This window comes from Allobosea sp. OAE752, from assembly GCF_050433265.1.
In the GTDB taxonomy this organism is placed as follows: Bacteria; Pseudomonadota; Alphaproteobacteria; order Rhizobiales; family Beijerinckiaceae; genus Allobosea; species Allobosea spartocytisi.
This window is the reverse complement of the sequence record NZ_JBNPXO010000003.1, coordinates 502,226-528,578: the sequence shown is the minus strand read 5'-3', so window position 1 is coordinate 528,578 and position 26,353 is coordinate 502,226. Positions and strand designations below refer to the sequence as shown.

21 protein-coding genes are annotated in these 26,353 nt (G+C 67.3%); 12 read left to right on the top strand and 9 right to left on the bottom strand.

Annotation, left to right across the window (positions count from 1 at the left end; genetic code table 11):
- Positions 1 to 2 precede the first annotated feature (2 nt).
- From GGC47_RS11645 to GGC47_RS11630, 4 genes are read left to right on the top strand one after another with little or no spacing between them, the layout of a single operon-like run.
- Complete coding sequence (locus GGC47_RS11645) at positions 3 to 944, top strand: ABC transporter permease (RefSeq protein ID WP_038363440.1); 942 nt, start codon at positions 3 to 5, stop codon at positions 942 to 944.
- Positions 941 to 1,867, top strand: coding sequence for an ABC transporter permease (locus GGC47_RS11640; protein WP_142022163.1), 927 nt, complete (start codon positions 941 to 943; stop codon positions 1,865 to 1,867). Before GGC47_RS11645 ends, GGC47_RS11640 begins: the two co-directional genes overlap by 4 nt.
- Entirely contained in the window at positions 1,864 to 3,483 is a 1,620-nt protein-coding gene (locus GGC47_RS11635) for an ABC transporter ATP-binding protein (RefSeq protein ID WP_142022162.1), read from the top strand. The genes GGC47_RS11640 and GGC47_RS11635 overlap by 4 nt, the downstream gene beginning before the upstream one ends.
- A 34-nt stretch (positions 3,484 to 3,517) precedes the next feature.
- The gene (locus GGC47_RS11630) at positions 3,518 to 4,993 is read left to right on the top strand and encodes an amidase (protein WP_142022161.1); all 1,476 of its coding nucleotides are present in this window, start codon (positions 3,518 to 3,520) and stop codon (positions 4,991 to 4,993) included.
- A gap of 7 nt (positions 4,994 to 5,000) precedes the next feature.
- Here the strand turns inward: GGC47_RS11630 and GGC47_RS11625 are convergent, their stop codons facing one another.
- From GGC47_RS11625 to GGC47_RS11605, 5 genes are all read right to left on the bottom strand, one after another.
- The gene (locus GGC47_RS11625; RefSeq protein ID WP_142022160.1) at positions 5,001 to 6,290 is read right to left on the bottom strand and encodes an ArgE/DapE family deacylase; all 1,290 of its coding nucleotides are present in this window, start codon (positions 6,288 to 6,290) and stop codon (positions 5,001 to 5,003) included.
- A 188-nt stretch (positions 6,291 to 6,478) separates the two neighbouring features.
- Entirely contained in the window at positions 6,479 to 7,915 is a 1,437-nt protein-coding gene (locus GGC47_RS11620) for an amidohydrolase family protein (RefSeq protein WP_142022159.1), read from the bottom strand.
- A gap of 18 nt (positions 7,916 to 7,933) precedes the next feature.
- Positions 7,934 to 8,959, bottom strand: coding sequence for an ABC transporter substrate-binding protein (locus GGC47_RS11615; RefSeq protein WP_142022158.1), 1,026 nt, complete (start codon positions 8,957 to 8,959; stop codon positions 7,934 to 7,936).
- 24 nt (positions 8,960 to 8,983) lie between these two features.
- Positions 8,984 to 9,757, bottom strand: coding sequence for an ABC transporter permease (locus tag GGC47_RS11610; protein ID WP_142022157.1), 774 nt, complete (start codon positions 9,755 to 9,757; stop codon positions 8,984 to 8,986).
- Position 9,758: 1 nt separating this feature from the next.
- Complete coding sequence (locus GGC47_RS11605) at positions 9,759 to 10,637, bottom strand: ABC transporter ATP-binding protein (protein ID WP_142022156.1); 879 nt, start codon at positions 10,635 to 10,637, stop codon at positions 9,759 to 9,761.
- A gap of 182 nt (positions 10,638 to 10,819) precedes the next feature.
- Here GGC47_RS11605 and GGC47_RS11600 point away from each other — a divergent pair, with 182 nt between their 5' ends.
- The 3 genes from GGC47_RS11600 (at position 10,820) to GGC47_RS11590 (ending at position 13,508) form a co-directional block, all read left to right on the top strand.
- A complete protein-coding gene (locus GGC47_RS11600) occupies positions 10,820 to 11,578 on the top strand; it encodes a GntR family transcriptional regulator (protein WP_112763681.1) in 759 nt (252 codons plus the stop codon).
- A gap of 145 nt (positions 11,579 to 11,723) precedes the next feature.
- A complete protein-coding gene (locus GGC47_RS11595) occupies positions 11,724 to 12,977 on the top strand; it encodes an amidohydrolase family protein (RefSeq protein WP_142022155.1) in 1,254 nt (417 codons plus the stop codon).
- 111 nt (positions 12,978 to 13,088) lie between these two features.
- Positions 13,089 to 13,508: a DUF982 domain-containing protein gene (locus GGC47_RS11590; RefSeq protein WP_370954646.1), complete on the top strand. Its 420-nt coding sequence runs from the start codon at positions 13,089 to 13,091 to the stop codon at positions 13,506 to 13,508.
- 189 nt (positions 13,509 to 13,697) lie between these two features.
- On the opposite strand, the gene GGC47_RS11585 is transcribed toward GGC47_RS11590, so the two are convergent.
- Complete coding sequence (locus GGC47_RS11585; protein ID WP_142022154.1) at positions 13,698 to 14,594, bottom strand: LysR family transcriptional regulator; 897 nt, start codon at positions 14,592 to 14,594, stop codon at positions 13,698 to 13,700.
- 289 nt (positions 14,595 to 14,883) lie between these two features.
- Here GGC47_RS11585 and GGC47_RS11580 point away from each other — a divergent pair, with 289 nt between their 5' ends.
- The 3 genes from GGC47_RS11580 to GGC47_RS11570 all read left to right on the top strand — a co-directional run bounded on the left by GGC47_RS11580 (position 14,884) and on the right by GGC47_RS11570 (position 20,087).
- Positions 14,884 to 15,618, top strand: a complete 735-nt coding sequence (locus GGC47_RS11580; protein WP_142022153.1) for an SDR family NAD(P)-dependent oxidoreductase — start codon at positions 14,884 to 14,886, stop codon at positions 15,616 to 15,618.
- Between the two features lie 202 nt (positions 15,619 to 15,820).
- Positions 15,821 to 16,420 carry an NADPH-dependent F420 reductase gene (locus tag GGC47_RS11575; RefSeq protein ID WP_142022152.1) on the top strand — a complete coding sequence of 200 codons (600 nt, stop codon included), beginning with the start codon at positions 15,821 to 15,823 and terminating at the stop codon, positions 16,418 to 16,420.
- Between the two features lie 367 nt (positions 16,421 to 16,787).
- Positions 16,788 to 20,087, top strand: a complete 3,300-nt coding sequence (locus GGC47_RS11570; RefSeq protein ID WP_185747960.1) for a caspase family protein — start codon at positions 16,788 to 16,790, stop codon at positions 20,085 to 20,087.
- A gap of 27 nt (positions 20,088 to 20,114) precedes the next feature.
- Here GGC47_RS11570 and GGC47_RS11565 read toward each other — a convergent pair whose 3' ends face one another.
- The 3 genes from GGC47_RS11565 to GGC47_RS11555 all read right to left on the bottom strand — a co-directional run bounded on the left by GGC47_RS11565 (position 20,115) and on the right by GGC47_RS11555 (position 24,479).
- Complete coding sequence (locus tag GGC47_RS11565; protein WP_142022150.1) at positions 20,115 to 21,518, bottom strand: S41 family peptidase; 1,404 nt, start codon at positions 21,516 to 21,518, stop codon at positions 20,115 to 20,117.
- A gap of 287 nt (positions 21,519 to 21,805) precedes the next feature.
- A complete protein-coding gene (locus GGC47_RS11560; RefSeq protein WP_038363474.1) occupies positions 21,806 to 22,984 on the bottom strand; it encodes an OmpA family protein in 1,179 nt (392 codons plus the stop codon).
- 49 nt (positions 22,985 to 23,033) lie between these two features.
- Positions 23,034 to 24,479 carry a caspase family protein gene (locus GGC47_RS11555; RefSeq protein ID WP_051988073.1) on the bottom strand — a complete coding sequence of 482 codons (1,446 nt, stop codon included), beginning with the start codon at positions 24,477 to 24,479 and terminating at the stop codon, positions 23,034 to 23,036.
- A 167-nt stretch (positions 24,480 to 24,646) separates the two neighbouring features.
- On the opposite strand from GGC47_RS11555, the gene GGC47_RS11550 reads away from it, so the two are divergent.
- Entirely contained in the window at positions 24,647 to 25,906 is a 1,260-nt protein-coding gene (locus tag GGC47_RS11550; protein ID WP_370954644.1) for a DUF4399 domain-containing protein, read from the top strand.
- Positions 25,906 to 26,349 (top strand): DUF4399 domain-containing protein, encoded by a 444-nt coding sequence (locus GGC47_RS11545; RefSeq protein ID WP_142022148.1) that lies wholly within the window; start codon positions 25,906 to 25,908, stop codon positions 26,347 to 26,349. The genes GGC47_RS11550 and GGC47_RS11545 overlap by 1 nt, the downstream gene beginning before the upstream one ends.
- Positions 26,350 to 26,353 lie beyond the last annotated feature (4 nt).

The window sequence follows — 26,353 nt, the reverse complement described above, 5'->3', positions numbered from 1 at the left end:
TGATGCTCGGCTACATTCTGAGGCGCCTGCTGGCGGCGATCCCGGTCCTCGTGATCGTCGCCGTGCTGGTCTTCCTGATGCTGCGGCTGACGCCGGGCGACCCGGCAGCGGTCATCGCCGGCGACAACGCCAGCTCGGAGCAGATCGCGCTGGTGCGCAACCGGCTCGGGCTCGACCAGCCGATCCTCGCCCAGTTCACGATCTGGGCGAAGAATTTGCTCTCGGGCAATCTCGGCGAATCCTTCTTCTTCAAGAAGCCGATCTCCGAGCTGATCCTTGGGCGCATCGAGCCGACGCTGTCGCTTGCTTTCGCGACCATCCTGATCGCGATCTGCGTCGCGATCCCGCTGGGCGTGCTCGCCGCCTACAAGCACGGCTCCTGGATCGACCGCATCGTGATGGGTTTCTCGGTGCTCGGCTTCTCGATACCGGTCTTCGTGATCGGCTACCTGCTGATCTATCTCTTCGCGATCACGCTGGGCTGGTTCCCGGTGCAGGGCTACCAGCCGATCTCGGCCGGGTTCGGTGGTTATCTGCAGCGGCTCGTGCTGCCGGCGCTGACGCTCTCGGTGATCTACATCGCGCTGATCGCGCGCATGACGCGGGCGAGCGTGCTCGAGGTGCTGAACGAGGACTATATCCGCACCGCCCGCGCCAAGGGGCAGGTCGAGCGCAAGATCCTGTTCCGCCACGCGCTGAAGAACGCGGCCGTGCCGATCGTCACCGTGGTCGGCATCGGCATCGCGCTGCTGATCGGCGGGGTCGTGGTGACGGAGAGCGTCTTCGCCATCCCCGGTCTCGGCCGGCTGACCGTCGATGCCGTGCTGGCGCGCGACTATCCCACCATCCAGGCCGTCATCCTTCTGTTCTCCGGCATCTATGTCGGGATCAACCTGCTGATCGACCTGACCTACAGCCTGTTCGACCCGAGGATCCGCTATTGAGCGCCGAGCCGACCCTGCTGGCCCCGGTCGCCGACGAGCCCGCTCCCTCCGGGCGGAGCATCCTGCGCCGGCTACTGACCAATGTTTCCGTACTGATCGGAGGCATCGTCCTGGTGGTGATGACACTGATCGCCCTGCTGGCGCCGCAGCTCGGGACTGTCGATCCGACCGCGATCGATCCCGTCGCGCGCAACAAGAAGCCGGGCTTCGAGCGCACCATCCGCGCCGATGACGGCGCGACCTCGACCTTCACCTACCGGATGGGCACCGATTCGCTCGGGCGGGACGTCTACAGCCGCGTCGTCTACGGCGCCCGGATCTCGCTGGCGATCTCGATCGCAGTGGCGCTGGCGAGCATCGCGATCGGCCTCGTCATCGGCCTCGTTGCCGGCTATGTGCGCATCCTTGATGGTCCGATCATGCGCGTGATGGACGGGCTGATGGCGATACCGGGCATCCTGCTCGCCATCGCGGTCGTCTCTCTGTTCCGGGCCGGGCTGACGGCGGTCATCATCGCGATCATCGTGCCGGAGATCCCGCGCGTGGTGCGGCTCGTGCGCTCGATCGTGCTCTCGGTTCGCGAGGAGCCCTATGTCGAGGCGGCGATCATGGCCGGCACGCGTGTGCCCAAGTTGATGATCCGCCACATCCTGCCCAACACCACCGCGCCGCTGATCGTGCAGGGCACCTTCATCGCCGCCTCCGCCATCCTCGTCGAGGCCATCTTGTCCTTCCTCGGCGTCGGCATCCCGCCGGAGACTCCGAGCTGGGGCAACATCATGGCCGAGGGGCGCAACCTCTTCCGGGTCTTCCCGCACAACATCCTCTATCCCGGCATCTTCCTGGGGCTGACGGTGCTCGCCGTGAACATCCTCGGCGATGGCCTGCGCGACACGCTCGATCCGAAGATGGCCGGCCGATGAGCAACGAGGCATCCCCCGTCCTCGAGGTCTCGAGCCTCACCATCGCCTTGCCCGGCGGCGGCGACCGCAACCATGCGGTGGAGGGCGTTTCGCTCGCCGTCGGCAAGGGCGAGATCGTCTGCGTCGTCGGCGAATCCGGCTCGGGCAAATCCGTCACCGCCTTCTCGGTGATGGGCCTGTTGGCCAAAGTGTTGAAGCCCGTAGCGGGGTCGATCCGGCTGGAGGGCGAGGACCTGCTCGCCGCCACGCCGCAGCGCCTGCGCGCGCTGCGGGGCGACCGCATGGCCATGATCTTCCAGGAGCCGATGACCGCGCTCAACCCGGTGCTCACCATCGGCGACCAGATCGAGGAGGTGCTGCGCATCCATACCGATCTCGACCAGCCGGCGCGGCGCGCGAAGGTCCTCGCCATGCTGGAGGCGATGCGCCTGCCCGAGCCCGAGCGCATGCACGCCTCCTACCCGCACCAGCTTTCGGGCGGGCAGCGCCAGCGCGTGATGATCGCCGCCGCGCTGATCCTCGACCCCGCCCTGCTGATCGCCGACGAGCCGACGACGGCCCTCGACGTCACGACGCAGGCGCAGATCCTCAAGCTCATCAAGGAAATGCAGGAGCGGCGCGGCACGGGCGTGCTGTTCATCACCCATGATTTCGGCGTCGTCTCCGAGATCGCCGACCGCGTCGTGGTGATGGAGAAGGGGCGCGTCGTCGAGCAGGGGCCGACGGCGCAGGTGTTGCGCGCCCCCCAGCATCCCTACACCCGCATGCTGATCGCCTCCGTGCCGGTCCTGAAACCGGCGCAGCGCCCGGAGCCGACAGGGCCGATCGCCCTCGAGACGGCCGGCCTCGGCAAAACCTACCGCTCGCGCGGATTGTTCAAGAAGGAACGCGTCGTCCGGGCCGCCGCCGATGTCGGCATCCGGGTCCGGCGCGGCGAGACGGTCGGCATCGTCGGGGAATCCGGCTCGGGCAAGACCACGGTCGCGCGCTGCGTCGCCCGGCTGATGCCGCCAAGCGAGGGCCAGATCCTCGTCCCCGACATCGACATCGCCGGGCTTTCCGAACGGCGCCTGAGACCTTACCGGCGCAAGATCCAGGTGGTTTTTCAGGATCCGTTCCGCTCGCTCAATCCGCGCCTTACCGTGAGCGAATCCATCATCGAAGGCCCCGTGAATTTCGGGCAGCCGCGGGCGAAGGCGCTGGCACGCGCCCGCGAACTGATGGAGCTCGTCGGTCTGCAGCCCTCCGCGCTCTCGCGCTATCCGCACCAGTTCTCCGGCGGCCAGCGCCAGCGCATCGCGATTGCCCGTGCACTCGCCATGGAGCCGGAAATCCTGATCGCGGACGAGGCGGTCTCGGCGCTCGACGTCTCCGTGCAGAAGCAGGTGCTCGCCTTGCTCGACGATGTGCAGAAGCGCTTCGACCTCGCCATCCTGTTCATCACCCACGACCTCAGGGTCGCCGCGCAGATCTGCGACCGGCTGGTGGTGATGGAGAAGGGGCTGGTGGTCGAGCAGGGCCGCACGGCCGATGTTTTCGCCGCCCCCGCCCACCCCTATACGCGTAGCCTGATCGAGGCCGCGCCCGGCCGCGACTTCGCCACCGGCGAGGCCTGAAGCGGATATTCGGCGACAAGCTGGAGACGACGTCATGACCCTGGCGATGAGCTGGGAGGAATGGGCCTCCCACGACGCAGTCGGCCTCGCCGAGCGGGTGCGCAGCGGCGAGCTGACGCCGGCTGAGCTGGCGCGGCAGGCGGCCGCGGGCATCGCGAAGACGAATCCTTTGCTCAGCGCCGTGGTGGAGGTCTTCGAGGATGTGGTCGCCGATCCGCTGAGCGACGGGTTGGACCCTGGCGGCCCTTTCGCCGGGGTGCCCTTCCTGATGAAGGATCTGGGTCCCACACTGAAGGGCAGGCTGCAGGAACAGGGCTCGCTCTTCATGCGCGGCAACCGTCCGGCGGCCGATGCCTGGCTGACAGCGCGCATGCGCAAGGCGGGCCTCAACCTGATGGGCCGGACCACCACGCCCGAATTCGGCGTGTGCAGCTCGGCCGAGAACCCGGCGGTCTACGTCACCCGCAATCCCTGGGACACGGACTACACCACTTGCGGCTCTTCGGCCGGGACGGCGGCGATGGTGGCAGCCGGCGCCGTGCCGCTCTCACATGCGACCGACGGCGGAGGCTCGATCCGCATCCCGGCCGGCTTCAACGGCAATATCGGGCTGAAGGCTTCGCGCGGCGTGTTCTCGATTGCGCCCAGCCTTTCGGACATCTCCGGCTTTGTCTCGACGCAAGGCTGCCAGAGCCGCTCGGTGCGCGACACCGCCGCTTTCGTCGACGCCTGTCGCGGCGGCGCACCAGGCGAGTTCATGCCCTACTGGACCACGCCCGAGCCCTATACGCAGCTAATCAAGCGCGATCCGGGCCGCCTGCGCATCGCCCTCTCGCATGAATGGGGCGACTATCGCGCCACGCCGGCCATCGTCGCCGAACTGGAGAAGGCTGGGCGCTTCCTTGAAGGACTCGGCCATCATGTCGACTGGGCCCTGCCGGAGGCCGATCTGCGCGCCGCCTTCGCCGCGCAGACCACCTGCTACATCAGCAACTTCGCACAGGTCATCGCCGGCCTTCTGGAGACGCGCGGCCTGCAACGCCCCCCGGAGGGGCTGATCGAGCCGATGAACATTCGCATCTGGGAGGCGGGCAAGGATATGTCCTATGCCGAGCGCTACCGGATGCAGGCGGTGTTCAACAGCACGGCGCGGGCCTTCGGCGCCTTCTTCGAGGAATGGGACATCATCCTGACCCCGATCACGGCGCTGCCGACGCCCAAGATCGGCGCCAACGAATACCTCACCATCAGCGACAATCCCGATGTGCTCGACTGGTTCGGCCATCTCTGGAAGTTCTTCGCCTATACGCCGCTGTCGAATCTCTGCGGCATACCGGGGCTCTCGATGCCGATGGGCCGGCAGGAGAGCGGTTTGCCCTTCGGCATCCAGGCGCAGGCACGGCAGGCCGGCGACGGCCTGCTGCTGCAGCTCGCGGCGCAGATCGAGCGCGCGCTGGGAGGTCGCTGGAACGAGGGCAGGCGGCCGCCCGTGCATGTGACAGCGGCCTGAGAGCCACTCAGTCTTTCAAGGCCTCGACGCCGCACCATTCCGCCACGAACAGCGCCATGGCGCCGGTGATGCGCTTGACCGAGGCGAGGCTCACCCGCTCGTCGAAAGCGTGGATGCCTTCACCCGAAGGGCCGTAGCAGAGCGCCGGAATCCGGTCGTAGAGCGCATGGACCCGGGCATCGAGATAGGCTGCCGTCATGAAGGATTTCAGCGGCTTGCCGATGGCGGCCTCATGCGCCCGGCCGAGAACGGCCTCGGCCTCGCTGCCCGGCTCGAGCACGTAGCCCTGGGCCCAGAAGCCGTTGAAGGTCACCCTGGGGGGATTGTTGGCGAGGAAGGCATCGGTACGGGATACGGCACGGATGCAGTCCTCGATACGCCGGGCCGTCTCCTCCGCGGTCACGCCTGGATAGAGCCCGACGCGGCAGTCGACGCGGCACCAGCACGGCACGGAGGAAGCCCAGTCGCCGCCCTCGATCTTGCCGATGTTGAGGTTGATCGGGTGCGGCTCGTCCTCAAAATGCGGGCGACCCGCCTTTTCGGCGTTGAATTCTTCCTCCAGTTTCCGCAGCGCGGCAACGACGCGATAGGCGGCGTCGATGGCGTTCGCGCCAGTCCCCATCTCGCGGACATGGGCCGGCACGCCGCGCACCTCAAACTGAAACCAGAGCACGCCGATATTGGCGCGGGCGAGCATCTCCTGCTCCGGTTCGGGGATAAGGGCCGCATCGGCGCGGTAGCCCCGCAGATGGGTCATCAGCGCGCCGTTGCCGGTCGATTCCTCCTCGACCACCGATTCGACATAGACCGTCGCCGCCGGCTGCAGGCCAATGCGCCTGAGCGCGTCGAGGCAGGCCAGGTTCGCTCCGGCCCCGGCCTTCATGTCGGCGCTGCCACGGCCATACATCCAGTCGCCTTCGATCACCGGGTCGAACGGGGCGTGGGTCCATTGGTCGCGCGGCCCGGCCGGAACCACGTCGACATGGGCCTGGAGGATGAGCGAGCGTCCCCGCTCTTCGCGCGGACGATGGATGCCGACGACGATCGGAGCCTCGGAATGGCTGTCGGAGAAGGGCGCACCGCCCGGATGGGCCGCAATCGCCTCCCGGTCCATCGCGAAGCGTTCCATGGTGAAGCCGCGGTCCTTCATCGCCCGGAAGACGAAATCCTGGACGGTATGCTCCTGCCCGCGCGTCGAGGCGAAGCGGACGAGATCCTGCGTGTAGCGAACCTGTTCGTCGAAGCCCTCATCGACGGCAGCGAGAATCCTGTCGCGCAGGGCAGGGTCGAGGGACATGCTTGCTCTCCGTCCAAATTGCCAAAGATCGGCTTCGCCCGCTGACGGCCGGCCTGGAAATCTACGGCCCCGCGCCGCGGCACGAAGCCCCAAGCCGGCATGTAAGGCCTGCGCCTGACGCAACCGAGGTTCCGCAGGATCAGCCGATGCGGCAAGACGGTCACCGCCCGGACAGGGCGATGCCGGTGCTAACAGCCGCAGCCCACATGCTCGAACCAATGAGCCGTCGCGTCGGCCAGGGCCGGCCAAGCTGCTTGCATCTTTCGGAAACCCGGCAAATGGCTCCGAAACATTTGCCGGAGTTCCGCCTGAAGCGCCGTGAAATCTATGCCGGTTGGTTCACCATCGCGAACGATACAGCGTCCGGCGACCACGACATCGCGCACGCAATGGATGTTGCCGCGGGCGAATAGCAGGTCGAGGGGGTCGACAGGCATGATCGCGTCGCGATCGAGATGGTCCAGGTCGATCACCGTGAAATCGGCCTGAGCGCTCGCGACGAGCTCGCCGGAGCCCGGCGCTCCGGTTGCCCGTCGGCCATTGCGAATGGCGAGCCCGAGGAATTCGGCACGACTCCAGTTGCGCCTGAAGCCGAGCCCGTCATGAGCGAGCTGGACGAGGCGCATCTCGCGGATGGCATCGTCATCCTCGTCCAGGGCCGCACCGTCGACGCCCACCGCAATGGCGCAGCCGCGCCGATGGGCCTCCGCGATCGGCCCGAGGCCCGAATGCAGGTGCAGGTTCGAGCTGAAATTCGTGACAATCGTCGCGCCGGATTCGGCGATCATGTCGAGCTCGTCCGGCCGTGCATGGACGCAATGGGCGAGCGTCAGGCGCTCGGAGAGCAGCCCGATCTCCTTGAGGTAGCGCATGATCCCGCCCGGGAAGGTCCGGTCGGCCCAGGCGCGCTGGTAGATCGTCTCCAGCATGTGCATGTGCACGCGCCGTCCGGTCGTGGCCGAGCGCTCGGCGATGGCTTCGAGCAGCGCGGGCGAGCACCATTGCACGCCGGCCGGACCGAACTGGACATCGACCAGCGGGCCTGCGATCGCGGCATCGATCTCGTCGATCAGATCGAGATAGTCCGAGGGCCGCGTGGGCGGCCTGACGAAGAGATCCTCGACCGGCTGTCGCGCCTCGGCTGGCAAGGCATCGAGCACGGCGGCGCTCTCGCCATAGACGAGCGGGTTCTGGTCGCGCACGGCCAGTGCGAAGGCGATGCGGATGCCGACATCCGCCGCGGCTTTGGCGATCTGCCGGGCTTCCGCGACGATCGGCATCGTGCCGCTCGGACGGGTGTAGTGGACCATCATCGCACCGCAGCCCGAGCGGGCGCTGCGGGCCAGCGAGACCGCGGCGGCGAGATAGGGATCGGGCGGCGTTCCGAGGGCCGAGCGCAAAATCCAGGTTTCGAGCGGCAGGTTGGCCGCGCCGAAGGACGTCATGCTCGGCCGCGCATGGTCGTGCGCGTTGACGAGCGCCGGGATGACCAGCCGGCGCGGGCCGGAGATCGCAGGCTGATCGACCAGGACGGCGTCGATCACGCCGTCCTGATGGTGAAGCGAAGCGTTCGCGACGAGCTCGCTTCCGTCGAACAGGCTCGTCGCGAAGGTCGCTTCGGTCATGGCGTTTGCTCCGCCGGATCAGTTCGCCGTGTAGACCAGCTCGCGCTCGCTCTTCGGCGGCAGGAACTGGCGCGAGAAGATCTCTTCCGGCTTCGGCGTGCGCGCGAGCTGGTAGCCTTCCACGATGATGCCGATGGCGCGTGCCATGCGGTCATCCTTGGTGTCGCCGATGCCGATCTCCTTCATCTCCGGCGAGACGATCAGCTCGCTGAACGAGTATTGCAACCGGCGCTTCTCGACCTTCTCGTCGACGAGGTTGTCGAAGTTCATCACACTCTTCATGCCGAGTGCCTGATCCTTGGCGATCTCGATCATCGCCTTGTTGGTGGCGCGCACGAGGCCGGCAACCGCCTTCGGGTTCTCCTTGATCAGCTTCTGCGAGACCATCAGGCCGTTCGAGTAGAGGTCGAGCCCGTAGTCGCCGAACATCAGCCAGTTGAAGTCCTTGTCGGGGTCCTGGCGATTGAGCACGAGGTTGAAATAGCTTGTGATGTTGAAGATCAGGGCGCCGTCGATGTCGCCCTTGATCAGCAGCGGCTCCTGCAGGTTCGGCGCCATGTTCGACAGCTTGACCTTGGCCATGTCGACATTGTTCTTGCGCGCAAAGACCTCGAGCAGACGCGTCGTCGGCGTACCCTGCGACCCGCCGAGCGTCTTGCCTTCGAGATCGGCCGGCTTGGTGATCCCGGTCGCCTTCTTGCTCGAGATGGCGAAGGGCGGGCGGTTCCAGATCATGTAGACCATGACCGGATTCTCCCCCGGCTTGGCGGCGGCGTTCTGGATGATGGCGTTGACATCGCCGAATCCGGCATCATAGGCGCCGCCCATGATGCGGGTCACGGTCGCGCCCGAGCCCTCGCCCTGGTCGATCACGACGTTCAGTCCCTCGGCCTTGTAGTAGCCCTTGTCGCGGGCGACGAAGAAGGCGGCATCGGAGCCCTGCGTTTTCCAGCCGAGCGTGAACTTGACCGTGGTCTCCTGCGCCAGCACGGAGCTGGCGAAGGCGAGGCCGGTGAGCAGCGTCGCAGCGAACGTCTTCAGCATGATTGTTCTCCCCTCGTGAAGTGGTCAGGCGGCGGCGAAATCGTTCTTGCGGGTGGCCCAGCCGGTGACGCGCATCTCGATCAGCGAGAAGGCGACGTAGAGCGCGACGCCGAGCCCCGCGAGGATGAACAGCCCGGCGAAGACCAGCGGCACGTTGAAGTTGGAGGATGCGGTCATCATCACGTTGCCGATGCCGCGATTGGAGGCGACGGTCTCCGCCAGCACCGTGCCGACGAAGGCATAGGTGATGGCGACCTTCAGCGAGGCGAAGAAGAACGGCATCGTGCGCGGCAGACCGACATTCCACAGGATGTCGAACTTGCTGGCGCCGAGCGCCTTCAGCACGTCCTCCATCTCGGGCTCGGTGGTGGCGAGGCCGGTGGCGATGTTCACGACGATCGGAAAGAAGCAGATCGAGAGCGAGGTCAGCACGGCGGGCACCGTGCCCGAGCCGAACCAGAGCACGAAGATCGGCACCACCGCGACCTTCGGGATCGACGAGAAGCCGATCAGCAGCGGGTAAGCGGTGTCATAGGCCGTGCGCGAGACGCCGATGATCGCGCCGAGCACGACGCCGAGCGCCACGCCGAGGACGAAGCCGAGCATCGTCGTCGCGAGTGTTTGGAGGATATGCGGCCACAGGACCGGGAAACGCTGCACCAGCGTCGCGAAGACCTGGCTCGGCCGCGGCAGGATCAGGTCCGACATGCCGGAGATGACGCAGAACAGCTCCCAGCCGACGAAGAACAGCAGGATCAGCCCGGCCGCCCAGAACCTCCGCGTCAGATTGATGGACATGTCAGGCGCTCCCTGCTGTCTGGACTGCGCGGGCATCGACGATCAGCTCGCGCAGGCGCTGGTTCAGCGCCACGAAATCCGGCTCGAAGGTCATGGCGATGCTGCGCGGCCGCGCGAATTCGACAGGGCTGTCGTCGAGGATGCGGCCGGGCCGGGCGCTCATCACGCAGATCCGGCTCGCCAGGAAGCCGGCCTCGCGGAGGTCGTGCGTCACCAGCAGCACGGTCGGGCGATGCGCCAGCCAGAGCTCCTGCAGGATCGCCCAAAGCTCCTCGCGGGTGAACTGGTCGAGCGCGCCGAAGGGCTCGTCGAGCAGCAGCATGCGCGGCTCGTGAATCAGCGCCCGGCAGAGATTGGCGCGCTGGAGCATTCCGCCGGAGAGCTGCCAGGGATATTTGCCGGCAAATCCACTGAGCCCGACCTGGGCGAGCAGCCCATGCACCTTGTCGCGGAAGCCGCCGCGTTTTTCCTGCCGGAAACGCGAGCGAAAAGGCTGGACGATCTTGAGCGGCAACATGACGTTCTGTTCGATCGTCAGCCAAGGCAGCATGGTCGGGTTCTGGAAGGCCATGCCGATCCTGAGCGCCTTCGCCGCGATCTCGCGCCCGCCGACGATGACGGCGCCGGTGCTCGGCTGCACCAGGCCGCTGACCAGCCGCAGGATCGTCGACTTGCCGCAGCCGGACGGTCCGACAAGCGCGACGAACTCGCCGTCGGGAATGCGCATCGTCGTCTCGGAGAGCGCCGGCACGGCGCTTGCTCCACTGCCGAAGGTCACGGAGGTCTGCGACAACTCGACCGCCAGCGCCGCGCGTGTCGGCGAAGCAGGCTCGGGCGGCGCGCCCTTGACGATCGCGAATTTCGTATGGGCTTGGCTCATAAGAAAGTGCATGCAATTGCAATGCCATTCTGTATCCGATGGGCAACTGGCCGTAGGCCGGTTGCCGTCGAGGCGCTCCCACGCCGTGCCCCAGCGCCTGGTGGCGCGAAGTTCCGCACCGCATGCATTGCGAAGCGGGCCGGCTAAGCGCTAAGACGGGCCGTCGAAACGGATGACCGGCGATGGCGCGTGACAGGGGCGAGAACGGCTCGTCAGACAAGGTCGGGACGATCTGCCGTGCGTTGCGTCGCGCGATTATCGAGCAGGCGCTGGAGCCTGGCGCCAAGCTGCCCGAGGATGCGCTTGGCGAACGTTTTGGCGTCAGCCGCACAATCGCGCGCCATGCGCTCGGGCAGCTCGCGGCCGAAGGCCTGGTCGAGTTGCGTCGTAACCGCATCGCCGTGGTGGCTACGCCGAGCTGGCAGGAAGCGCGCGATACATTTGACATCAGGATCGAGCTGGAGCGGCTCGTGGTGCGCCAGCTTGCCGGGCGGCTGAGCAAGGCCCAGCTCGCAACCCTTCGCGGCCATGTCGACGCGGAGGATGCGGCGCGTGGCGGGCCGGACGCGGTCTCGATCCGGCTTGCCACCGAGTTCCACGTTCTGCTCGCGACGATGACGGAGAGCCCGGTCCTGATCCGCTATGTCAGCGAGATCGCCTATCGTTGCTGCCTGACCCTGTCGCTGTTCAGTCGGCCGCATTCATCCGAATGCGCGATCAATGAACACCGTCTGTTGATCGATGCGCTCGAAGCGGGCGATGGCGAGAAGGTTGCGAGCCTGATGCACCATCATCTCGATTCCGTCGCGGAGCGGGCTCTGGTGGCGCAGGCGAAGCCGCGTGGGCGCGACATCATGGATATCCTTGCCCCTTATGCCGACATGACTCCCGCGCCGGCCGGCGGGCCGGGCCGCAAGCGCCGCCTCGACGCCGCGGAATAGCGGATTGGGCGACGTGCCGCGCTGCTGCAGGATGCGCTCGGCGCTGTCGTTCTGGACGTCCATCCTCCGCCCATGATGCCGGCGGTTCGGCATATAAAGTGCATGCATGTTTTTGCCCATTGAATACCAGTCCGTAAGCAGATTCATGCCGACCGACAGCGCTCTCGACCTCGTCTTCCGCCAGGCCGTCATCCCCGGCCAGAGCCAGCCGCAGGATATCGGCGTGCGAGCCGGCAGGATCGCAGCCATCGCACCACGGATCACGTGCGATGCGCCTGAGGTCGTCGTCGGTGGCCGCGTGGTCATGCCGGGTTTCGTGGAGAGCCATATCCATCTCGACAAGGCATGCCTGCTTGGTCGCTGCGAGCATAGTCGCGGCGGCCTTGCCGAGGCGATCGCTGCGGTCGCCGCCATGAAGCGCGACTTCACCGAGGCCGACGTCTACGAGCGCGGCGCGCGCGTGATCGAAAAGGCGATCGCCAAGGGCACGACTCGCATGCGTACCCATGTCGAGGTCGATCCGCGCGTCGGTCTGCGCAGCTTCTCGGCGATCAAGGCCTTGAAGGTCGACTATGCCTGGGCGCTGGATCTTTCGATCTGCGTCTTTCCGCAGGAAGGGTTGACCAACGATCCCGGCACCGAGGCGTTGCTCGTCGCGGCCCTGCGCGACGGCGCCGACCTGCTCGGCGGCTGCCCCTATACCGATGCCGATCCGACGGCGCAGATGGCCAGGCTCTTCGCCCTCGCGCGGGAGTTCGACGTCGATCTCGACTTTCACCTCGATTTCGACCTCGACCCGAGCTGGATGCATCTCGACGAGATCTGCCGCCAGACAGAGCGGCATGGCTGGGGCGGCCGCGTCGCGATCGGCCATGTCACCAAGCTTTCGATGGTGGAGCCCGCGACGCTGGCCGCCATCGGCTCTCGTCTCGCCCGGTCCGGCGTCGGCCTCACCGTGCTGCCGGCGACCGATCTCTATCTCACCGGCAGAGAGGTGACGCACGCGCGGCCGCGTGGAGTAACGCCGGTGCATCTGCTCATCGAACAGGGCGTGGTCTGCACGGTCGCGACGAACAACGTCCTGAACCCGTTCACGCCGTTTGGCGATGCCTCGCTGCTGCGTATGGCCAATCTTTACGCCAACGTCGCGCAATGCGGGCCGGACCGTTTCCAAACATGCCTCGATCTCGTCACGTCGCTTCCGGCCCGGCTCTTGCGGCTCGGCGACTATGGCATCGCGCCCGGCAATCCCGCCGACCTGATCATTCTTGATGCCACGACGGCAGTCGAGGCTCTGGCCGAGATCACGGAGCCCGTCGCGGGCTACAAGCGAGGGCGTCTGAGTTTCGAACGGCCGCCCGCGCGATTGAACGGACCTGAGACAAGACGTGCGCTCTAGCCACGATGTCTGATCGGCCCTGCCGACCTCAGCGCGGTCAGCGGCGAATTCCGGCTCCAGTAAAATCGACGCTTCGGAGGGCTTGATCCGGAGAGAACGCGTCCCAAAATCATGGCAGTCGCCGACAGCGAGAGCGCGCTCGACGCGGCGATCAACCAAACCGGATCCATGTTGCTTCCAGGAGGATATGGCTATGGCAATGTTGGCAATCGCTCCCAACCAAGGGAGGGCTGCATGATGACATCCGACGATTTCGAGAGGCCGGTCGTGATCCTGACCGGGCTCGGGCACCCGGCGGCGATCGGCTCTGCAATGGAGGCCTATATGTTCCTGGCCGACTGGCCGGCGAGCAGGCGTGATCCGGTCCACGGCTTCGCGTTGAAGGCCTGCCTGGCGGCGATCCGTGGCGAGATCGAGCCGGATACGGCGCGCGGCTTGTTCGCGTCATGGGCGGAAAAACACGATCTTCTCGCGCCCGACATCGCCGCATTCGCCGGCAGCCGGAGGGAAGGCTCGCGCGGCCGCGCCTGACCAGGAGCCCGGCATCGGCCAACCGGAGCTTGATCCTCTCGCCCGTCAGAGACGCGGACATTGGGAGCTTGCCTGAAAGCTGACGCTCCCAATGAGAGGTCTGATTTCCGGTGCCGACCCAAGTCGCGCTGAGGATGTCCGCTTAGAGACCGTTGTCGATGGCAAGCTTTGCCGGCGACCTGCCGGGCGTCAGTCGTCCGATACAGACAGCCCCGCGAGAAGCGGAGCGTAGGCGGCGAGCCTGCGGGATACGAACTCGGTGAAGAGCCGCACACGCTTCGTCTTGCGTGTCTCCCCCTGCGTGAGAAGCCAGAGCGTCCCATGCATGGGCAGGTCGGTGCCCGGCACTCTCACCAAGAGAGGGTCGGCATCTCCGACGAAGCACGGCAGTTTCGTCATCCCGATCCCTTTCTGCACGGCGGCGATCTGCGTTTCGGCGTCCGGGGTCCTGAACGGAACTCCCGTGGCGTTAACCTCTCCCGCGCGGGCCCAGGCCGGGAGTCCATGATTGTCTATGACGATCCACCGGATGGAATCAGGCGCGCCCGCACGCCGCGCGGCCAGCCGTTCACGAGAGATGTAGACGCCGCTGAACAGCTCCGGTCCCATCAGGCCGTGCAGATTGAGCGGCAGGGTCTTGCGGTCGGTGACGATGCGGATCGCGACATCGGCCTCTCGGTTGGTCAGATTCGCTACCTCGCCGGTCGACGAGATTTCCATCTCGATGTCCGGATGGAGACGCGCGAAGTCGGCGAGATCCGGCATGAGCAGATGTGTGGCGAGGAACGGCGGAAGCGTCACCCGCAACAGCCCGCGCGCGCTCTGATCGCGACCGAAGACGCGCGTCTCCAACTGGTGCGACGACGCTTCCATCTGTTCCGCGAGCTCGAGGACCTCCTCGCCCGCCGCCGTCAGGCGGTAGCCCGAAGGCAGCTTTTCGAACATCTGTGCCCCGAGGCGTTCCTCGAGCTGAGCGATGCGTCGCAGCACGGTCGAGTGATTCACCCGGAGGTGCTTGGCGGCAGCCCGCACCGAGCCTCCGCGGGCGGCGGCAAGAAAGTAGCGAACGTCATCCCAGTCGATCATGGTGCAATCCGGCACCGCGCGGTGCCCCTTCCAAAGCTCGGATTCAACATATCGACCCGCATCTCGATTGTTGGCGGTCGGGCGGACATCATAGCCCATGCCGACAGGCGCGTGCCAATTCCGAACGGCGGGCGCCGATCGTCGCGGTTGGCGTCAGTCGCCCGACCGGATGAATTTCGCACCACCGATCTGCGCGCTTCCGCACTCAACGCCCGACCCCGGCAGACCCATCTCGAGGCTCTCGGGGAACTTCCCCGATCAGTCAAAGATGGAGCCTGAAGGAAAAGTCATGGGAAAGCTTGAGGGTAAGGTTGCAGTCATCACGGGTGGATCGAGCGGCATGGCGCTGGCGAGCGCCAAGCGGTTCGTCGAAGAAGGCGCCTATGTCTTCATCACCGGCCGGAGGCAGGAGGCGCTCGACGAGGCCGTCAGGCTGATCGGCCGGAACGTGACCGGCGTGCGCGGCGACGCGGCCAATCTCGACGACCTCGATCGCCTGTTCGATACGGTCAAGCGGGAAAAGGGCAGGATCGACGTCCTGTATGCGAGCGCCGGCACGGGCGAAGCCGTCCCGCTGGGCGAGATTACCGAGCAGCATTTCGACGCGACCTTCGGCCTGAATGCGCGCGGCACGCTGTTCACGGTGCAAAAGGCGTTGCCGCTGTTCAATGATGGGGGATCGATCTTCATGACCGGGTCGGTTGCTTCGTTGAAAGGCTTCCCCGGCTACAGCGTCTACGCCGCGAGCAAGGCGACATTGCACGCGTTCGCACGCGGGTGGCTCAACGAGCTGAAGGGCAGGAATATCCGGGTGAACGTGCTGCACCCCGGGCCGATCGCCACACCGATGCAGAGCCAGGTCCTCACCGAGGAGGCGAAGCAGATGTTCGAATCCCTGATCCCGCGGGGAACGATGGGTCGTCCCGAGGAAATCGCAGCGGTCGCGCTGTTTCTGGCGTCAGACGATTCGAGCTTCGTGAATGGGCTGGAATTGTCCGTCGACGGCGGCTTCTCGGCCATCTGAATTCGCGCTGGATCGCGGGACGCGGCTGACCGGCGGCAACCAGCGCGTCCGTGGTGGAACGACTTCTGCGCTGACGGCCGGCCCGGCCGCGCGGAAGTCGTTCACAGCCGGACGCCTACGCGCGGGTCGCCACACTGCGGAACGAAGACCCAGCGCCGTTGAAGGCCGGGGAATCAATACCAACAAGGATCGGAGACGTATCATGAGCTATGCGATTGTAGGATTCGGCAGGATAGGCCAGGCCCTCGCCCACGCCTTCGCCCGTAAAAACATCGACGTGACCGTCGCGAGCCGCCGGCCGCCCGAGGCGTTGGAGCCGCAGGCTCGGGCGATCGGTCCCACGGTCGTTGCCAAGTCGCTGCGGGAAGCACTCAAGGCCGACACGATCCTCTTGGCGGTCCCGTTCGAGGAGCACCGCGAGGTTGCGAAGGCCTTGCCGAGTTGGGAAGGCAAGACGATCATCGACGCGACGAACGCGTTTCCGGTCCCTGAAGAGCTGGATGGTCTGCCGTCCTCCGCCTTTGTCGCGAAGGCCTTCACCGGCGCCAAACTCGTCAAGGGGTTCAATCACCTGGGTGCCGCCACCCTGGCGACCGACCCGGTCGTCGCGGGCGGCCACCGCGTCGTCTTTCTGTCTGGTGAGGACGAGGACGCGACCGCTCGCGTGGCGGCCCTGGCCAAACAACTCGGCTTCGCACCCGTCAAGTTGGGAAAGCTCAACGAGGGCGGCGCGCTGGTGCACGCACGCGGCCGCGTTTGGGGGCCGCTGATCTTCCAGGACCTGTTCAAGAAGGAGCCGTAATGGATTGTCTACTGGCAGATCCGGGAAGCCATGGGGATGGATCCTGCGGCGAAATCCGCTGACCAGAAGCCTGCGCGGCTCTCAGTTCGCCTTCGGTTGAACGTCGATATTGCGCTCGCCGACTTATTGCCGGAGAGCCACTGTCATTGTTCTGTAGCCGGGGACGGCGACCGTCTGGACAGGAAGCCTGCTTATGGTGTGATTGCCTGAGGCGGGGGATGGAAGAGCGGCGATCCGATGCGACGAATGCAAATTCCAACATCACGCCCAGGACCATGCTCGGTTGGCTGAGATGAGGGACTTGCGCATACCCACGGTCGAGGCCCGCCGTCATCGTGTCGTCGGTTCGAGCTGGCGGGTTGTGGGGATGCGTGCCCTTCTGGCCGCGTTCCTGCTCGCCGTCCTGGCCGGGCCGCTTTTCGCGCAGGCGCCCGAGGGACGCCGGATCGCGCTCGTGATCGGCGTGTCGGATTATGGCGGGCAGGGTAACCTCACCAATCCGGAACGGGATGCGCGCGCTACAGCCGAAACGCTCGAACGGCTCGGCTACGACGTCCGCACGCTTATCAATCCGCGCGCAGCGGCGGTGGATGCCGCCATCGACGGGCTCGATTCCGCAACGCCGATCCAGTCGCTGCTGTTCTTCTTCTCCGGCCATGGCCGGAGGGTCGGCGGCGTTTCCCTTCTCGCGCTGGGCGAGCGGGATCCGCAGACGCACCGGCAGAAGACGCTCGATCTGGCCGAGCTGAGCACTCGCTTCCAGCGGCTGAAGGCAGGCTCGACGATCTTCGTCCTTGATGCCTGCCGCACCGAAACGGAGTTGAAGGACGCTGCCGGCGAGGCCGGGCTCGCGCCGCCGCCGCGTGCGACCGGGACCTTCTTCGCCTATGCTTCGGCTCCCGGAGGCGAGGCTTTCGACAGGGGCGGCGGACGCGGGCTCAGCCCCTTCACCTTCGCCTTCATCGATGAACTGCTGATTCCGGGCCAGGATATCGGCGTGATCATGCGCAAGGTGCGCGAGCGCGTTTCGCGCGCCACCGGCGAGCGGCAGGTTCCGTGGAGCGAGGACGCGCTCACCGGGCCGCTCGTCATCAATGCCGCGCCGGCGGCGCCACAGCTCTTCGACCTCTACGGAAAGGCGCTGAAGGGCGACGCCTCGGGCGCGCGCGAACTCGGCCTGGCCTATCTGCGCGGTCAGGGCGTGGCCATGGATGTCGAGCGCGGCGCGGCACTCCTTCGCAGCGCGGCCGAGGGCAAGGACATCGCCGCGATGCTGGCGCTTGGCGCCTTCGAGGCTTCGCGCGATCAGAACGCATTGATGCCGGGCGGCCGCGCCCGGGAGTGGTACGGGAAGGCGGCGCAGGCCGGCAGCGCCGAAGGCATGTTCCTGCTGGCGGAGCAGGATGCGAAGCGCCTGCCGGAAGGCCGCAAGCCGACGGAGGAGACGATAGCGCTCTATCGCCGCGCCATGCAGGTGGGACACCGCGATGCGACAGCCCGTTATCTCAGCCTGAACCTGCGCTTTCGCTTCGACCGGGCCCTGGACAGGGACGCCACGATCGCGGCTTTGCGCGAGAACGCCGCAGCCGAGAACCTTGCCTCCATGGTGGAACTCGGCCGTCTCTACGCGACACCCGACCGGGCTGAGACGGACTATCGCGAGGCCGATTTCTGGCTGGAGCGCGCCGCCATGCGCGGCTCCGCCGAGGCGCTGCTCGAACAGGCCAAGCTGTTCGGCCTCGGGCGCGGTCGGCTGGCCGATCCGGTGCGGGCGCATGCGCTGACGAAGCAGGCGGCGGAGCGCGGCGATGGCCTGGCGATGCTCATGCTCGGCCGGCAATACCAGCAAGGGCAGGGCGTCGCTCCCGACCCGGCCGAAGCCGTGTCCTGGTTCCGCAAGGCTGTGGCGGCGGGAACGGCGGAGGCCTTCGCCGATCTCGGCCATGCCTTCGAAGCCGGGCTCGGCACCGATCAGAATCCCGCCGAGGCCGTGGCGCAATACCGACGCGGGGCTGCGCTGAACGATGCCGTCAGCACGCGCTACCTCGCCGTGATGTATGAGCAGGGCCTTGGCGTGCGCCGCAACATGGACCGGGCGATCGCTTACTACATGCGCGCGGCGGAGCTGGGGGACGGCCGGGCCCAGGCCTCGCTGGCGGTGCTCGTCAACAACGGCATGCTGACGAGCACGCCCGACCCGACGCTGGGCGCGGCCGCGCTCGAAAAAGTGGTCGGGCGGACCCGCGACGCGTCCTATACCTTTCGGCTCGCCCAGATGACCGAGAAGGGCGTGGGCCGCCCCGCCGATCCGGCCAGGGCCGCCGAGCTCTACAAGCAGGCTGCCGATCTCGGCAGCGTAGCGGCGCTTTCGGAGCTCGCGAGCCTCTACAGGCTGGGCCGCGGCGTGCCGAGGGATCCCGTGCAGGCCCAGGAGCTCTGGCAGAGGGCCGCGAGCGCGGGCGATCAGCCGGCCTACTACAATCTGGCGGTCCTCTATGGGGAGCGTAGCACCAACCCGGAGGATCAGGCGGAAGCCGGGCGTTGGGCGCGGCGCGGCGCCGAAGCAGGCGGCAGCGAGGCGATGACCTTGCATGCCCGCAACCTCTATTTCGGCGAGCACGGGCAGACTCGCGACACGGACGGCGCATTCGGCTGGCTGGAGCGCGCCTTGGCTGAGGGCAATGGCTGGGCGGCCGGCACGCTCCTGGCGATCATCACCGACGGCAAGATCGGCGCGCCCCAGCCCGATCGGGACCGGGCGCTGCTGCTGCTGGTGCAAGCGGCCAACCGCCAGGGCAATACGGTCGCGGCCGAGGCGCTGCGCATGGTCTGGCGCGAACGCGAGGGCGTCGACATGCAGACGGCGACCGAACAGGCGCTGGTCCAGCGACTCGACGGACCGCAGCGGGGCATGGCCGCGCTTCTGCTCGGCCTCGGCTATCGTGAAGGCCGCTTCGGCGGACGGCCCGACGGCCCGAAGGCGGCCAGGTACTTCGACATGGCGATCGCAGCCGGCGAGGTCGAAGCCTATCGCCATCTCGGCGATCTCCACGCCGACCGGATGCTGCCGGATGCTTCGCCGCGGGAGGCTTTCCGCAACTACCAGGCCGGCGCCGAGCGCGGCGAGCCGGGCGCCATGAACAATCTCGGCGTCGCTTACCGCCACGGTCTCGGCGTCACCCGGAATTTCGAGCTGGCTTTCGAGAATTTCAAGGCTGCTGCCGAGCGCGGGCATGTCCCTGCCATGCACAATCTGGCCGTCGCCTATCAGCGCGGGTTCGGCGTCTCGCCGTCACCCGAGCAGGCGGAGCTCTGGTACGAGCGGGCGATCGCGAAGGGGGATCTCGGCTCCCGGCTCGGGCTCGTCACGGTGCTGCTCAACACCGAGAAGGAGGAGGATCGCGACTATGCGCGCGCCCTCTTCAACCTTGCGGAGCTCGGACGCCATGGCGTGCCGGCAGCGGCGACCTCCCTTAGCGAGATCGTCCGCAACGGGACGCTGCCGCGTGGCGTGCGCGAGCGGGCGGTGAAGATCCTGTCGCAGCTTCAGGAGACCCGTCCCCGGGGCGGGGCGCCTGAGGCGCTGAAGGCGCTCGCCGCCGCGGGGATCGTCGCGCGCTCCGGCGAAAGCTACGAGCTGGCGCAGCCGAAATCGACCCGGCGATGACCGCGACCGGAGCCGCCGGCGCGCATCCTATGGCGCCGCGGCCTTGGAGGTCGCGGGCTTGCCGACGCTTCCAACCAGCTTGATCGCTGCGAGCAGCGCCGTATCCGTGCCCGATGGCGCCGCCGAAACCGCGCCGGCCACCTCGCTCTCGGTTTGGGCATCGAGTCTCGACCCGCTGCCGGAGCGCGGCGTGAGCAATCCGCTCTCCTCGTCGAGCACGAGATCGGGAGCGACGCCCGCACCGTCCAGCGCGGCGCCGGTCGCGCGATAGACGCGCGCCGTCGTGACGATGAGGGCGCCTTGCCCCTCCGGCAGCGGCAGTACGGTCTGGATCGTGCCCGCTCCGGCGGTCTTCTGCCCGAGCACGAGCGCGCGGCCATGGTCCTGCAGCGCGCCGGCGACGATCTCGGCGCCTGCGCCGGTCCGACTGTCGACGATCATCACGACGGGCAGCCCGGAGACGATGTCGCCTTGCCGGGAGACGAGCCTGCGCGCATTGGCCGAGGTGCGGCCGCGCAGATTCGCGATCTCGGTTCCAGCCGGCAGCATCATGCCGCCGAGCTGCTCTGCTGCGTCGAGCAGGCCGCCGGCATTGCCGCGCAGGTCGAGCACCAGCCCTTCGAGCGGGCCCCCGGCGCGTGAAGCCGCCGCGTCGAGCGCGGATTGCAGGTTTGTTCGCGTATTGCCGTCAAAGGCACTGATCTTGATTACCGCGACACGGCCCTCGAGAGTCCAGCGCAACGAAGGCGGGGCCTGCACCGGCCCGCGCACCGGGCGGAGCGTGAGCGGCGCGGGTGCGCCGGGCCGTTCGACCTTGAGCACGGGGCTGGTGCCGAGCGCTCCGCGCAGCAGCGCCACCGCCTCCGGCAGGGGCAGTCCCGTCGTCGGGCGGCCGTCGATGCCGACCAGCACATCGCCGGCCTGAAGTCCCGCGCGCTCGCCGGGGCCACCGGGCAGTGGGCGGACCACCGTGAGCGCTCCGCCTTTCACCGTCAGCTCCAGACCGACCGAGGCCGGCGGCGGCTGCATCTCGGCCGGCAGCACGAGCCGGCTGTGCGGATCGAGACCCGCCATCATGCCCCGCAGGGCGGCCGCGAGCGCTGCGTCGCGCTCGCGGCCGGCGCGAAACCGCATGATTTCGGCGATCAAGAGATCCGCTTGCGGCTTGAAGCCAATGGCGGTCGCCTCGGCCTGCATGGCCGCGTCGAGCGAGCGCCTTCGGGAAGAGGCGGGCTCCCCCGCCATGTTTCCGAGCCCGCGCAGCCCATGCATGAACAGGCTGCGGGGTTCGACCACGTCGACATAGTGCTCCGCCACCTGTGCAGCTGCCATGGTGATCGTGGTCTCAACCTGCTCGCGCGGTGCGGCAGCGGCCGGCAGCATTGCTCCCATGGCCGTGGTCCAGAATGTCAGGAGCGCCAGCAATCTCATCGCATCTCACCCATGGGTATCAAGGCGGGCGCGACTGCTGCGGCGCTCGCCGCTGCAAGCGATAGCAGATTCGGGGCAGGAATCAGCCCGGGGTGCTCGCCCGGGCCGTCCCGGCGGAGAGCCGCGGAGGGCAGGGCGAGATACCGGTCATACGCCGCCTGTCACTGGTCATGGCGTGCTCGGTTGGAGCGTCTGCGCACTGCGGGCGAAAAAAGGCGCGTTGATCGGTCTGCGCGTCGTCTGGCGCATTCCCGATGCGATCGGGCGCGAGGTTCTCGACGGAATTCTCAGCAGCCGATCACCTTGAACTCGACCCGGCGGTCGAGCGCGTCGCTGGCATCGTCCTTGCCGGTTCCGACGAGGTTCTCCTTGTAGCCGCGGCCCGTCGCGATCATGCGGCCGCGATTGTCGGGCGCGCCCGTCAGCAGGAGATCCATGACGAATTGCGCCCGCAGGGTCGAAAGCCGCTCGTTCACCTGGGGCAGGCCGGTATGCGAGGTATGGCCGACGATCTCCAGGCAGGCGCCCTTCTGGCGGGAGCGCGTCGCGATCTGGCTCAGCCACATCGGATAGGGATCGGTGATCTGGCGGTCATCGACGAATTGCGTCGTGCCGGGCTTGAACAGCAGCTTCACCATCAGCCGATCGGTGGCGAGGCCGTAATCGATCAGGTCGCCGAAGGCATCGACCATGTCCTCGCGCCGGGCGAGCTTGCTGGCGGCGAGATAGGTGCCGATCCTGACGCGGTGCTGCTCACCGCCCGGCAGCTTGCGCGCCGCCCGGTAGAAGGCCAGTGCCTCGCGGAAATGCTGGGTCTCATAGGCGAGGATGCCGTCATTGATCAGCGCATTGGCGGTCAGCTTCTCGACATAAGCGGGATCGATCGGATCCCCCAGCTTCGTGCCTTGGCAGACCTTGATATAGGAATCCGTCGCTTGGTCCTTCGCCCAGAGCGGCGAGTCCTGAAAATAAAGCGTCGGCGTCGTGTCGACGCCTTCCGGGCGGGCACGCGAGACGCCCTTGGAGACGATGCTGTTGGATTTGAGATCGGCCAGCGTCAGGCAGATCCGGTAGGCGTCGCGCGGTCCGTCCGCCACGCCCTGGTTGTTGACGGCGGTGAAGGTGCCGACCAGCACAACGGGCTTGCTCGCCAGGGCCTCGCTGTCGAAGGGCAGGACGGTGAAGCGCGGATAGTTCGCCTTGACCATCTCCATCAGGGTCGCCTGCATCGAGCGCGTCGCGGCCGATTGCGCGCCGGAGGCCGCGTCGATCAGCGGGTCGATGACGAGGTTGACCTTGTCTCCGGAGACGGTCGCCTTGCCGAAGAGGTCATCGGCTGCCTTGCGGAGCGCATCGGCAAAAGGAACGGGCGTCGGGGGTGGCGGAGTCTGGGCGATGGCCGCGGTCGCGCCTGCCAGCAGAGCCAAGCCGATCATGGCGATCTTGAAGCGGACCAGGCCCGTCATGCCTCACCTCTCCAGTTCGGGCCGGGCTCTCCGCCGCGGCCGTCTTGCATCAGCGGCACTGCCGCAATTGTTCGCGTGCCGCGGGCGTGAGATCGCCGAGCTGAGCACGCATCAGGAGTTCGGCGCACTCGCCGGAGGCTCGCCCTCTCGGCGGGGCCTCCGCCGGGCGCGCGGGCACGCCCGGCATGGCGACGGGTTGCGTCGAGCGGTTCTGCGGCAGCGCCCCGGGCGTGCCGAGCCTGGCCGCCATGGCTTGCTCGACGGCCCGACGCTCTTCGGCAAGGCGCTGCTTTTCCGTCTCGATCGCCGCGAGCTCGGCTTCCCGGCGGGCGAGCTCGTCGGCGAGGCGCGCGCGTTCCGCTTTGTCCTGGGCGCGCGGCGGGGGCGGGGCAGGGGCAATCGCGACAGGCGCGGAACCCGGAGCCGGCGAGGGCGCGGGAACGCCGACCGCGTCGCCGCTATCCTTGCGGGCGAGATCGTCGGCAGCCTGCCGCCGGCCCTGTTCCGCCTTTTCCAGACGCTCGAGCAAGGCGCGTTCGCGCTCGGCGAATTCGCGTACGAGCTGGTCGCGCTCGCTCGAGGTCGTGGAGCGGCGCTCGAGCAGGTCGAGCCGCGTGCGCGCATCGATGACAAAGAAGCTCTGCGGATAACGCTGGATGAAGGCCTGCAGCGCGGTGGGATCGTCGCTGGCGCGGATGCGGCGCCAGACATCGGCATCCGTTTCCTCGCGATTGAGGTAGAAGTCGCCCAGCAGGGAGAGCGAGAGTTCCGGCGTCTGGCGACCGGCCGTCGTATCGTAGACGCTCTTCTGCACGCGGCGGAACAGTGCCGCGACTTCGAGGCCAGGCTGGTCGATCTCGCGCACCAGGGCGGCGGTGAAGGGGCTGTTGCGGCCGGCGCCGTCGGCGGCGACGTCGTTCGCCTGCGTGGCATAGGCGATGACCATGCCCTGCGCGCGCTGGACCGGGGCGAGGCCGGAGCCGACAGAGAAGCCGCGCGTCGCCTGACGCTTGGCGAGCAAGCCGACGAAGGGGTTGTTGCGGCAGGCGTCGAGCACCATGATCTTGACGCCCTTGGCATAGTTCAGGGCGGTGACGACGTCGTTGAGCCGCGTCGTCTCGTACTGGACGCCGACCTCGTCCTCGATCTTCGCCTCGACCGGAACGAGATAGTTCTCGCCGTTGAACTGGAAGCCGTGGCCGGCGAAATAGAACATCGCGGCATCGGCATCCTGAGCCAGCCGGGCGAAGCGCGTCAGGGCCGCGTCCATGCCGCGCTTGTCGAGATCGATGCCGTCGACCACCTCGAAGCCGACCTTGCGCAGGGCGACCGCCATGTCGCGCGCGTCGTTCATGGTGTTCGGCAGCACGGGTGCGTTGCGATAGGCGGAATTGCCGATGACGAGCGCCACGCGGCGCTCGGGCGGCGTCTCGGCCATGGCGAGGCCGGACAGCAGCAGGAGGATCAGGCCGCAGAGTCTGGCGACGAGAATCATGGGTCTTCCCTAGAGGCTGCCGGCAACCTCTACGTCATGCTAATGCATGATCCCGGCCTTCTCCAGAACAAAGCATAGTCATCGACACGAGGGGACGGTGTTTTGCTTGAAGGCTCCTGGCTCCGCTGCTAGCCTTCCATCCCTCTCCTCGCGGAAGGAAGACGCTGATGCTCCGCCTTGCGCCGGCGCTTCTGCTGTTGGGTCTGGCCGTGGCGATGCCGCTGGCCGGAGCGTCGGCGCAGGAACGCGCCCGGCAGCGCAGCCCGGCCCCTGCCACCGCGCGTCTTTCCTTCATCGGTCTCGCCGACAAGGCGCAGGTTCCCGCCAAGCTCACGGTGCGGTTCGCGATCACCGGCATGGAGGTCGTCCCGGCGGGGCAGGCGGCGCGCAATGGCGGGCATCACCACCTGCTGATCGACACCGAATTGCCGCCGCTCGACCAGCCGATCCCCAGCGACTTCAACCATATCCATTTCGGCGGCGGCCAGACCGAGGCCGAGATCGCGCTGACGCCGGGCAAGCACACGCTGCAACTGCTCTTCGCCGACCACAATCACGTGCCTCATGATCCGCCTGTCATGTCCGAGCGCATCACGGTCGAGGTTCCGGCGGCGGCGCCTGAGAAGCCGCGCTCGGCTGCCGCGCCCGGCGCGCGTGTCTTCTTCATCGACCTGCAGGACGGCGCGACGATCCCGAGCCACGCCAGGATCCGCTTTGGGGCGGAAGGCATCACGGTGACGCCGGCCGGGACCGCCAGCCCGAATGGCGGCCACCACCATCTCCTCGTCGATACCGAATTGCCGGCGCTCGATCGCGAGATCCCCAGCGATTTCAACCATCTGCATTTCGGGCGCGGGCAGACCGAGGCCGAGCTCTCGCTGCCGCCCGGCGAACACACGCTGCAATTGCTGATGGGCGATCACGAGCATGTGCCGCACGATCCTCCCGTGATGTCGGCGCGTATCCGGGTCCGCGTCGTCGCCGATGGGCAACCCGTTGTTGCTGCGCAGCCGGCGCCGCATGCCCATGGCGCTGGCGCTGCCCGCACGCCGTCGCCCAACGATGCGGCTGTCTATTTCGTTTATCCGCGGGATGGCGACCGGATCTACCCGACATCGACCATCCGCTTCGGCCTGCGCAATATGGGCGTGGCGCCGGCTGGCGTCGCCAAGCCGAATACCGGCCATCACCATCTGCTGGTCGACGTCGGGCCGCCTTCCTTCGATGCACCGATTCCGGCCGATCTCAACCATATCCATCTCGGCGGCGGCCAGACCGAGTACAAGCTGACCCTGCCGAACGGGCGGCACACGTTGCAACTCCTGCTCGCCGACGAGAACCATCTGCCACATGATCCGCCGGTGATCTCGGAGCGCATCACGGTGATCGTGGCGCCGGGCGGGCCGAACGCGAGGAGGCGCCGGTGATGTCGCGAGCCCGCATCGCAGCCGCCGGCCTTTTCGCGCTGGCAGCGTGGCAGGGCCTTCCCGCGGAAGCCGTCGCGCAGACGCCCGCGCGCCAACCCGCGCCGCCGGGCGCGCAGGTCTATTTCCACTATCCGATCGATGGCCTGAGCGTGCCCGAGCGCTTCACTGTGCGGATCGGCCTGCGCGGCATGGGCGTCGCGCCGGCTGGCGTCAACCACGCGCGGACCGGCCATCACCACCTGCTGATCGACACCGAGCCCGGACCGCCGGACCAGCCGATCCCGTCCGACTACAACCATATCCATCTGGGCAACGGCCAGACCGAGGTGGTGGTGACCCTGCCCAAGGGCCGGCACACGCTGCAATTGCTGCTCGGCGACTACACCCATACGCCGCATGATCCGCCCGTGATGTCGCCGAAGATCACGATCAATGTCCGCTAGCTGG

Coding starts and splice junctions, on each gene's coding strand:
- GGC47_RS11645 (WP_038363440.1), top strand. CDS start 3: ATGCTCGGCTACATTCTGAGGCGCCTGCTGGCGGCGATCCCGGTCCTC.
- GGC47_RS11635 (WP_142022162.1), top strand. CDS start 1,864: ATGAGCAACGAGGCATCCCCCGTCCTCGAGGTCTCGAGCCTCACCATC.
- GGC47_RS11630 (WP_142022161.1), top strand. CDS start 3,518: ATGACCCTGGCGATGAGCTGGGAGGAATGGGCCTCCCACGACGCAGTC.
- GGC47_RS11625 (WP_142022160.1), bottom strand. CDS start 6,290: ATGTCCCTCGACCCTGCCCTGCGCGACAGGATTCTCGCTGCCGTCGAT.
- GGC47_RS11620 (WP_142022159.1), bottom strand. CDS start 7,915: ATGACCGAAGCGACCTTCGCGACGAGCCTGTTCGACGGAAGCGAGCTC.
- GGC47_RS11615 (WP_142022158.1), bottom strand. CDS start 8,959: ATGCTGAAGACGTTCGCTGCGACGCTGCTCACCGGCCTCGCCTTCGCC.
- GGC47_RS11610 (WP_142022157.1), bottom strand. CDS start 9,757: ATGTCCATCAATCTGACGCGGAGGTTCTGGGCGGCCGGGCTGATCCTG.
- GGC47_RS11605 (WP_142022156.1), bottom strand. CDS start 10,637: ATGAGCCAAGCCCATACGAAATTCGCGATCGTCAAGGGCGCGCCGCCC.
- GGC47_RS11600 (WP_112763681.1), top strand. CDS start 10,820: ATGGCGCGTGACAGGGGCGAGAACGGCTCGTCAGACAAGGTCGGGACG.
- GGC47_RS11595 (WP_142022155.1), top strand. CDS start 11,724: ATGCCGACCGACAGCGCTCTCGACCTCGTCTTCCGCCAGGCCGTCATC.
- GGC47_RS11590 (WP_370954646.1), top strand. CDS start 13,089: ATGGCAGTCGCCGACAGCGAGAGCGCGCTCGACGCGGCGATCAACCAA.
- GGC47_RS11585 (WP_142022154.1), bottom strand. CDS start 14,594: ATGATCGACTGGGATGACGTTCGCTACTTTCTTGCCGCCGCCCGCGGA.
- GGC47_RS11580 (WP_142022153.1), top strand. CDS start 14,884: ATGGGAAAGCTTGAGGGTAAGGTTGCAGTCATCACGGGTGGATCGAGC.
- GGC47_RS11575 (WP_142022152.1), top strand. CDS start 15,821: ATGAGCTATGCGATTGTAGGATTCGGCAGGATAGGCCAGGCCCTCGCC.
- GGC47_RS11570 (WP_185747960.1), top strand. CDS start 16,788: ATGCGTGCCCTTCTGGCCGCGTTCCTGCTCGCCGTCCTGGCCGGGCCG.
- GGC47_RS11565 (WP_142022150.1), bottom strand. CDS start 21,518: ATGAGATTGCTGGCGCTCCTGACATTCTGGACCACGGCCATGGGAGCA.
- GGC47_RS11560 (WP_038363474.1), bottom strand. CDS start 22,984: ATGACGGGCCTGGTCCGCTTCAAGATCGCCATGATCGGCTTGGCTCTG.
- GGC47_RS11555 (WP_051988073.1), bottom strand. CDS start 24,479: ATGATTCTCGTCGCCAGACTCTGCGGCCTGATCCTCCTGCTGCTGTCC.
- GGC47_RS11550 (WP_370954644.1), top strand. CDS start 24,647: ATGCTCCGCCTTGCGCCGGCGCTTCTGCTGTTGGGTCTGGCCGTGGCG.
- GGC47_RS11545 (WP_142022148.1), top strand. CDS start 25,906: ATGTCGCGAGCCCGCATCGCAGCCGCCGGCCTTTTCGCGCTGGCAGCG.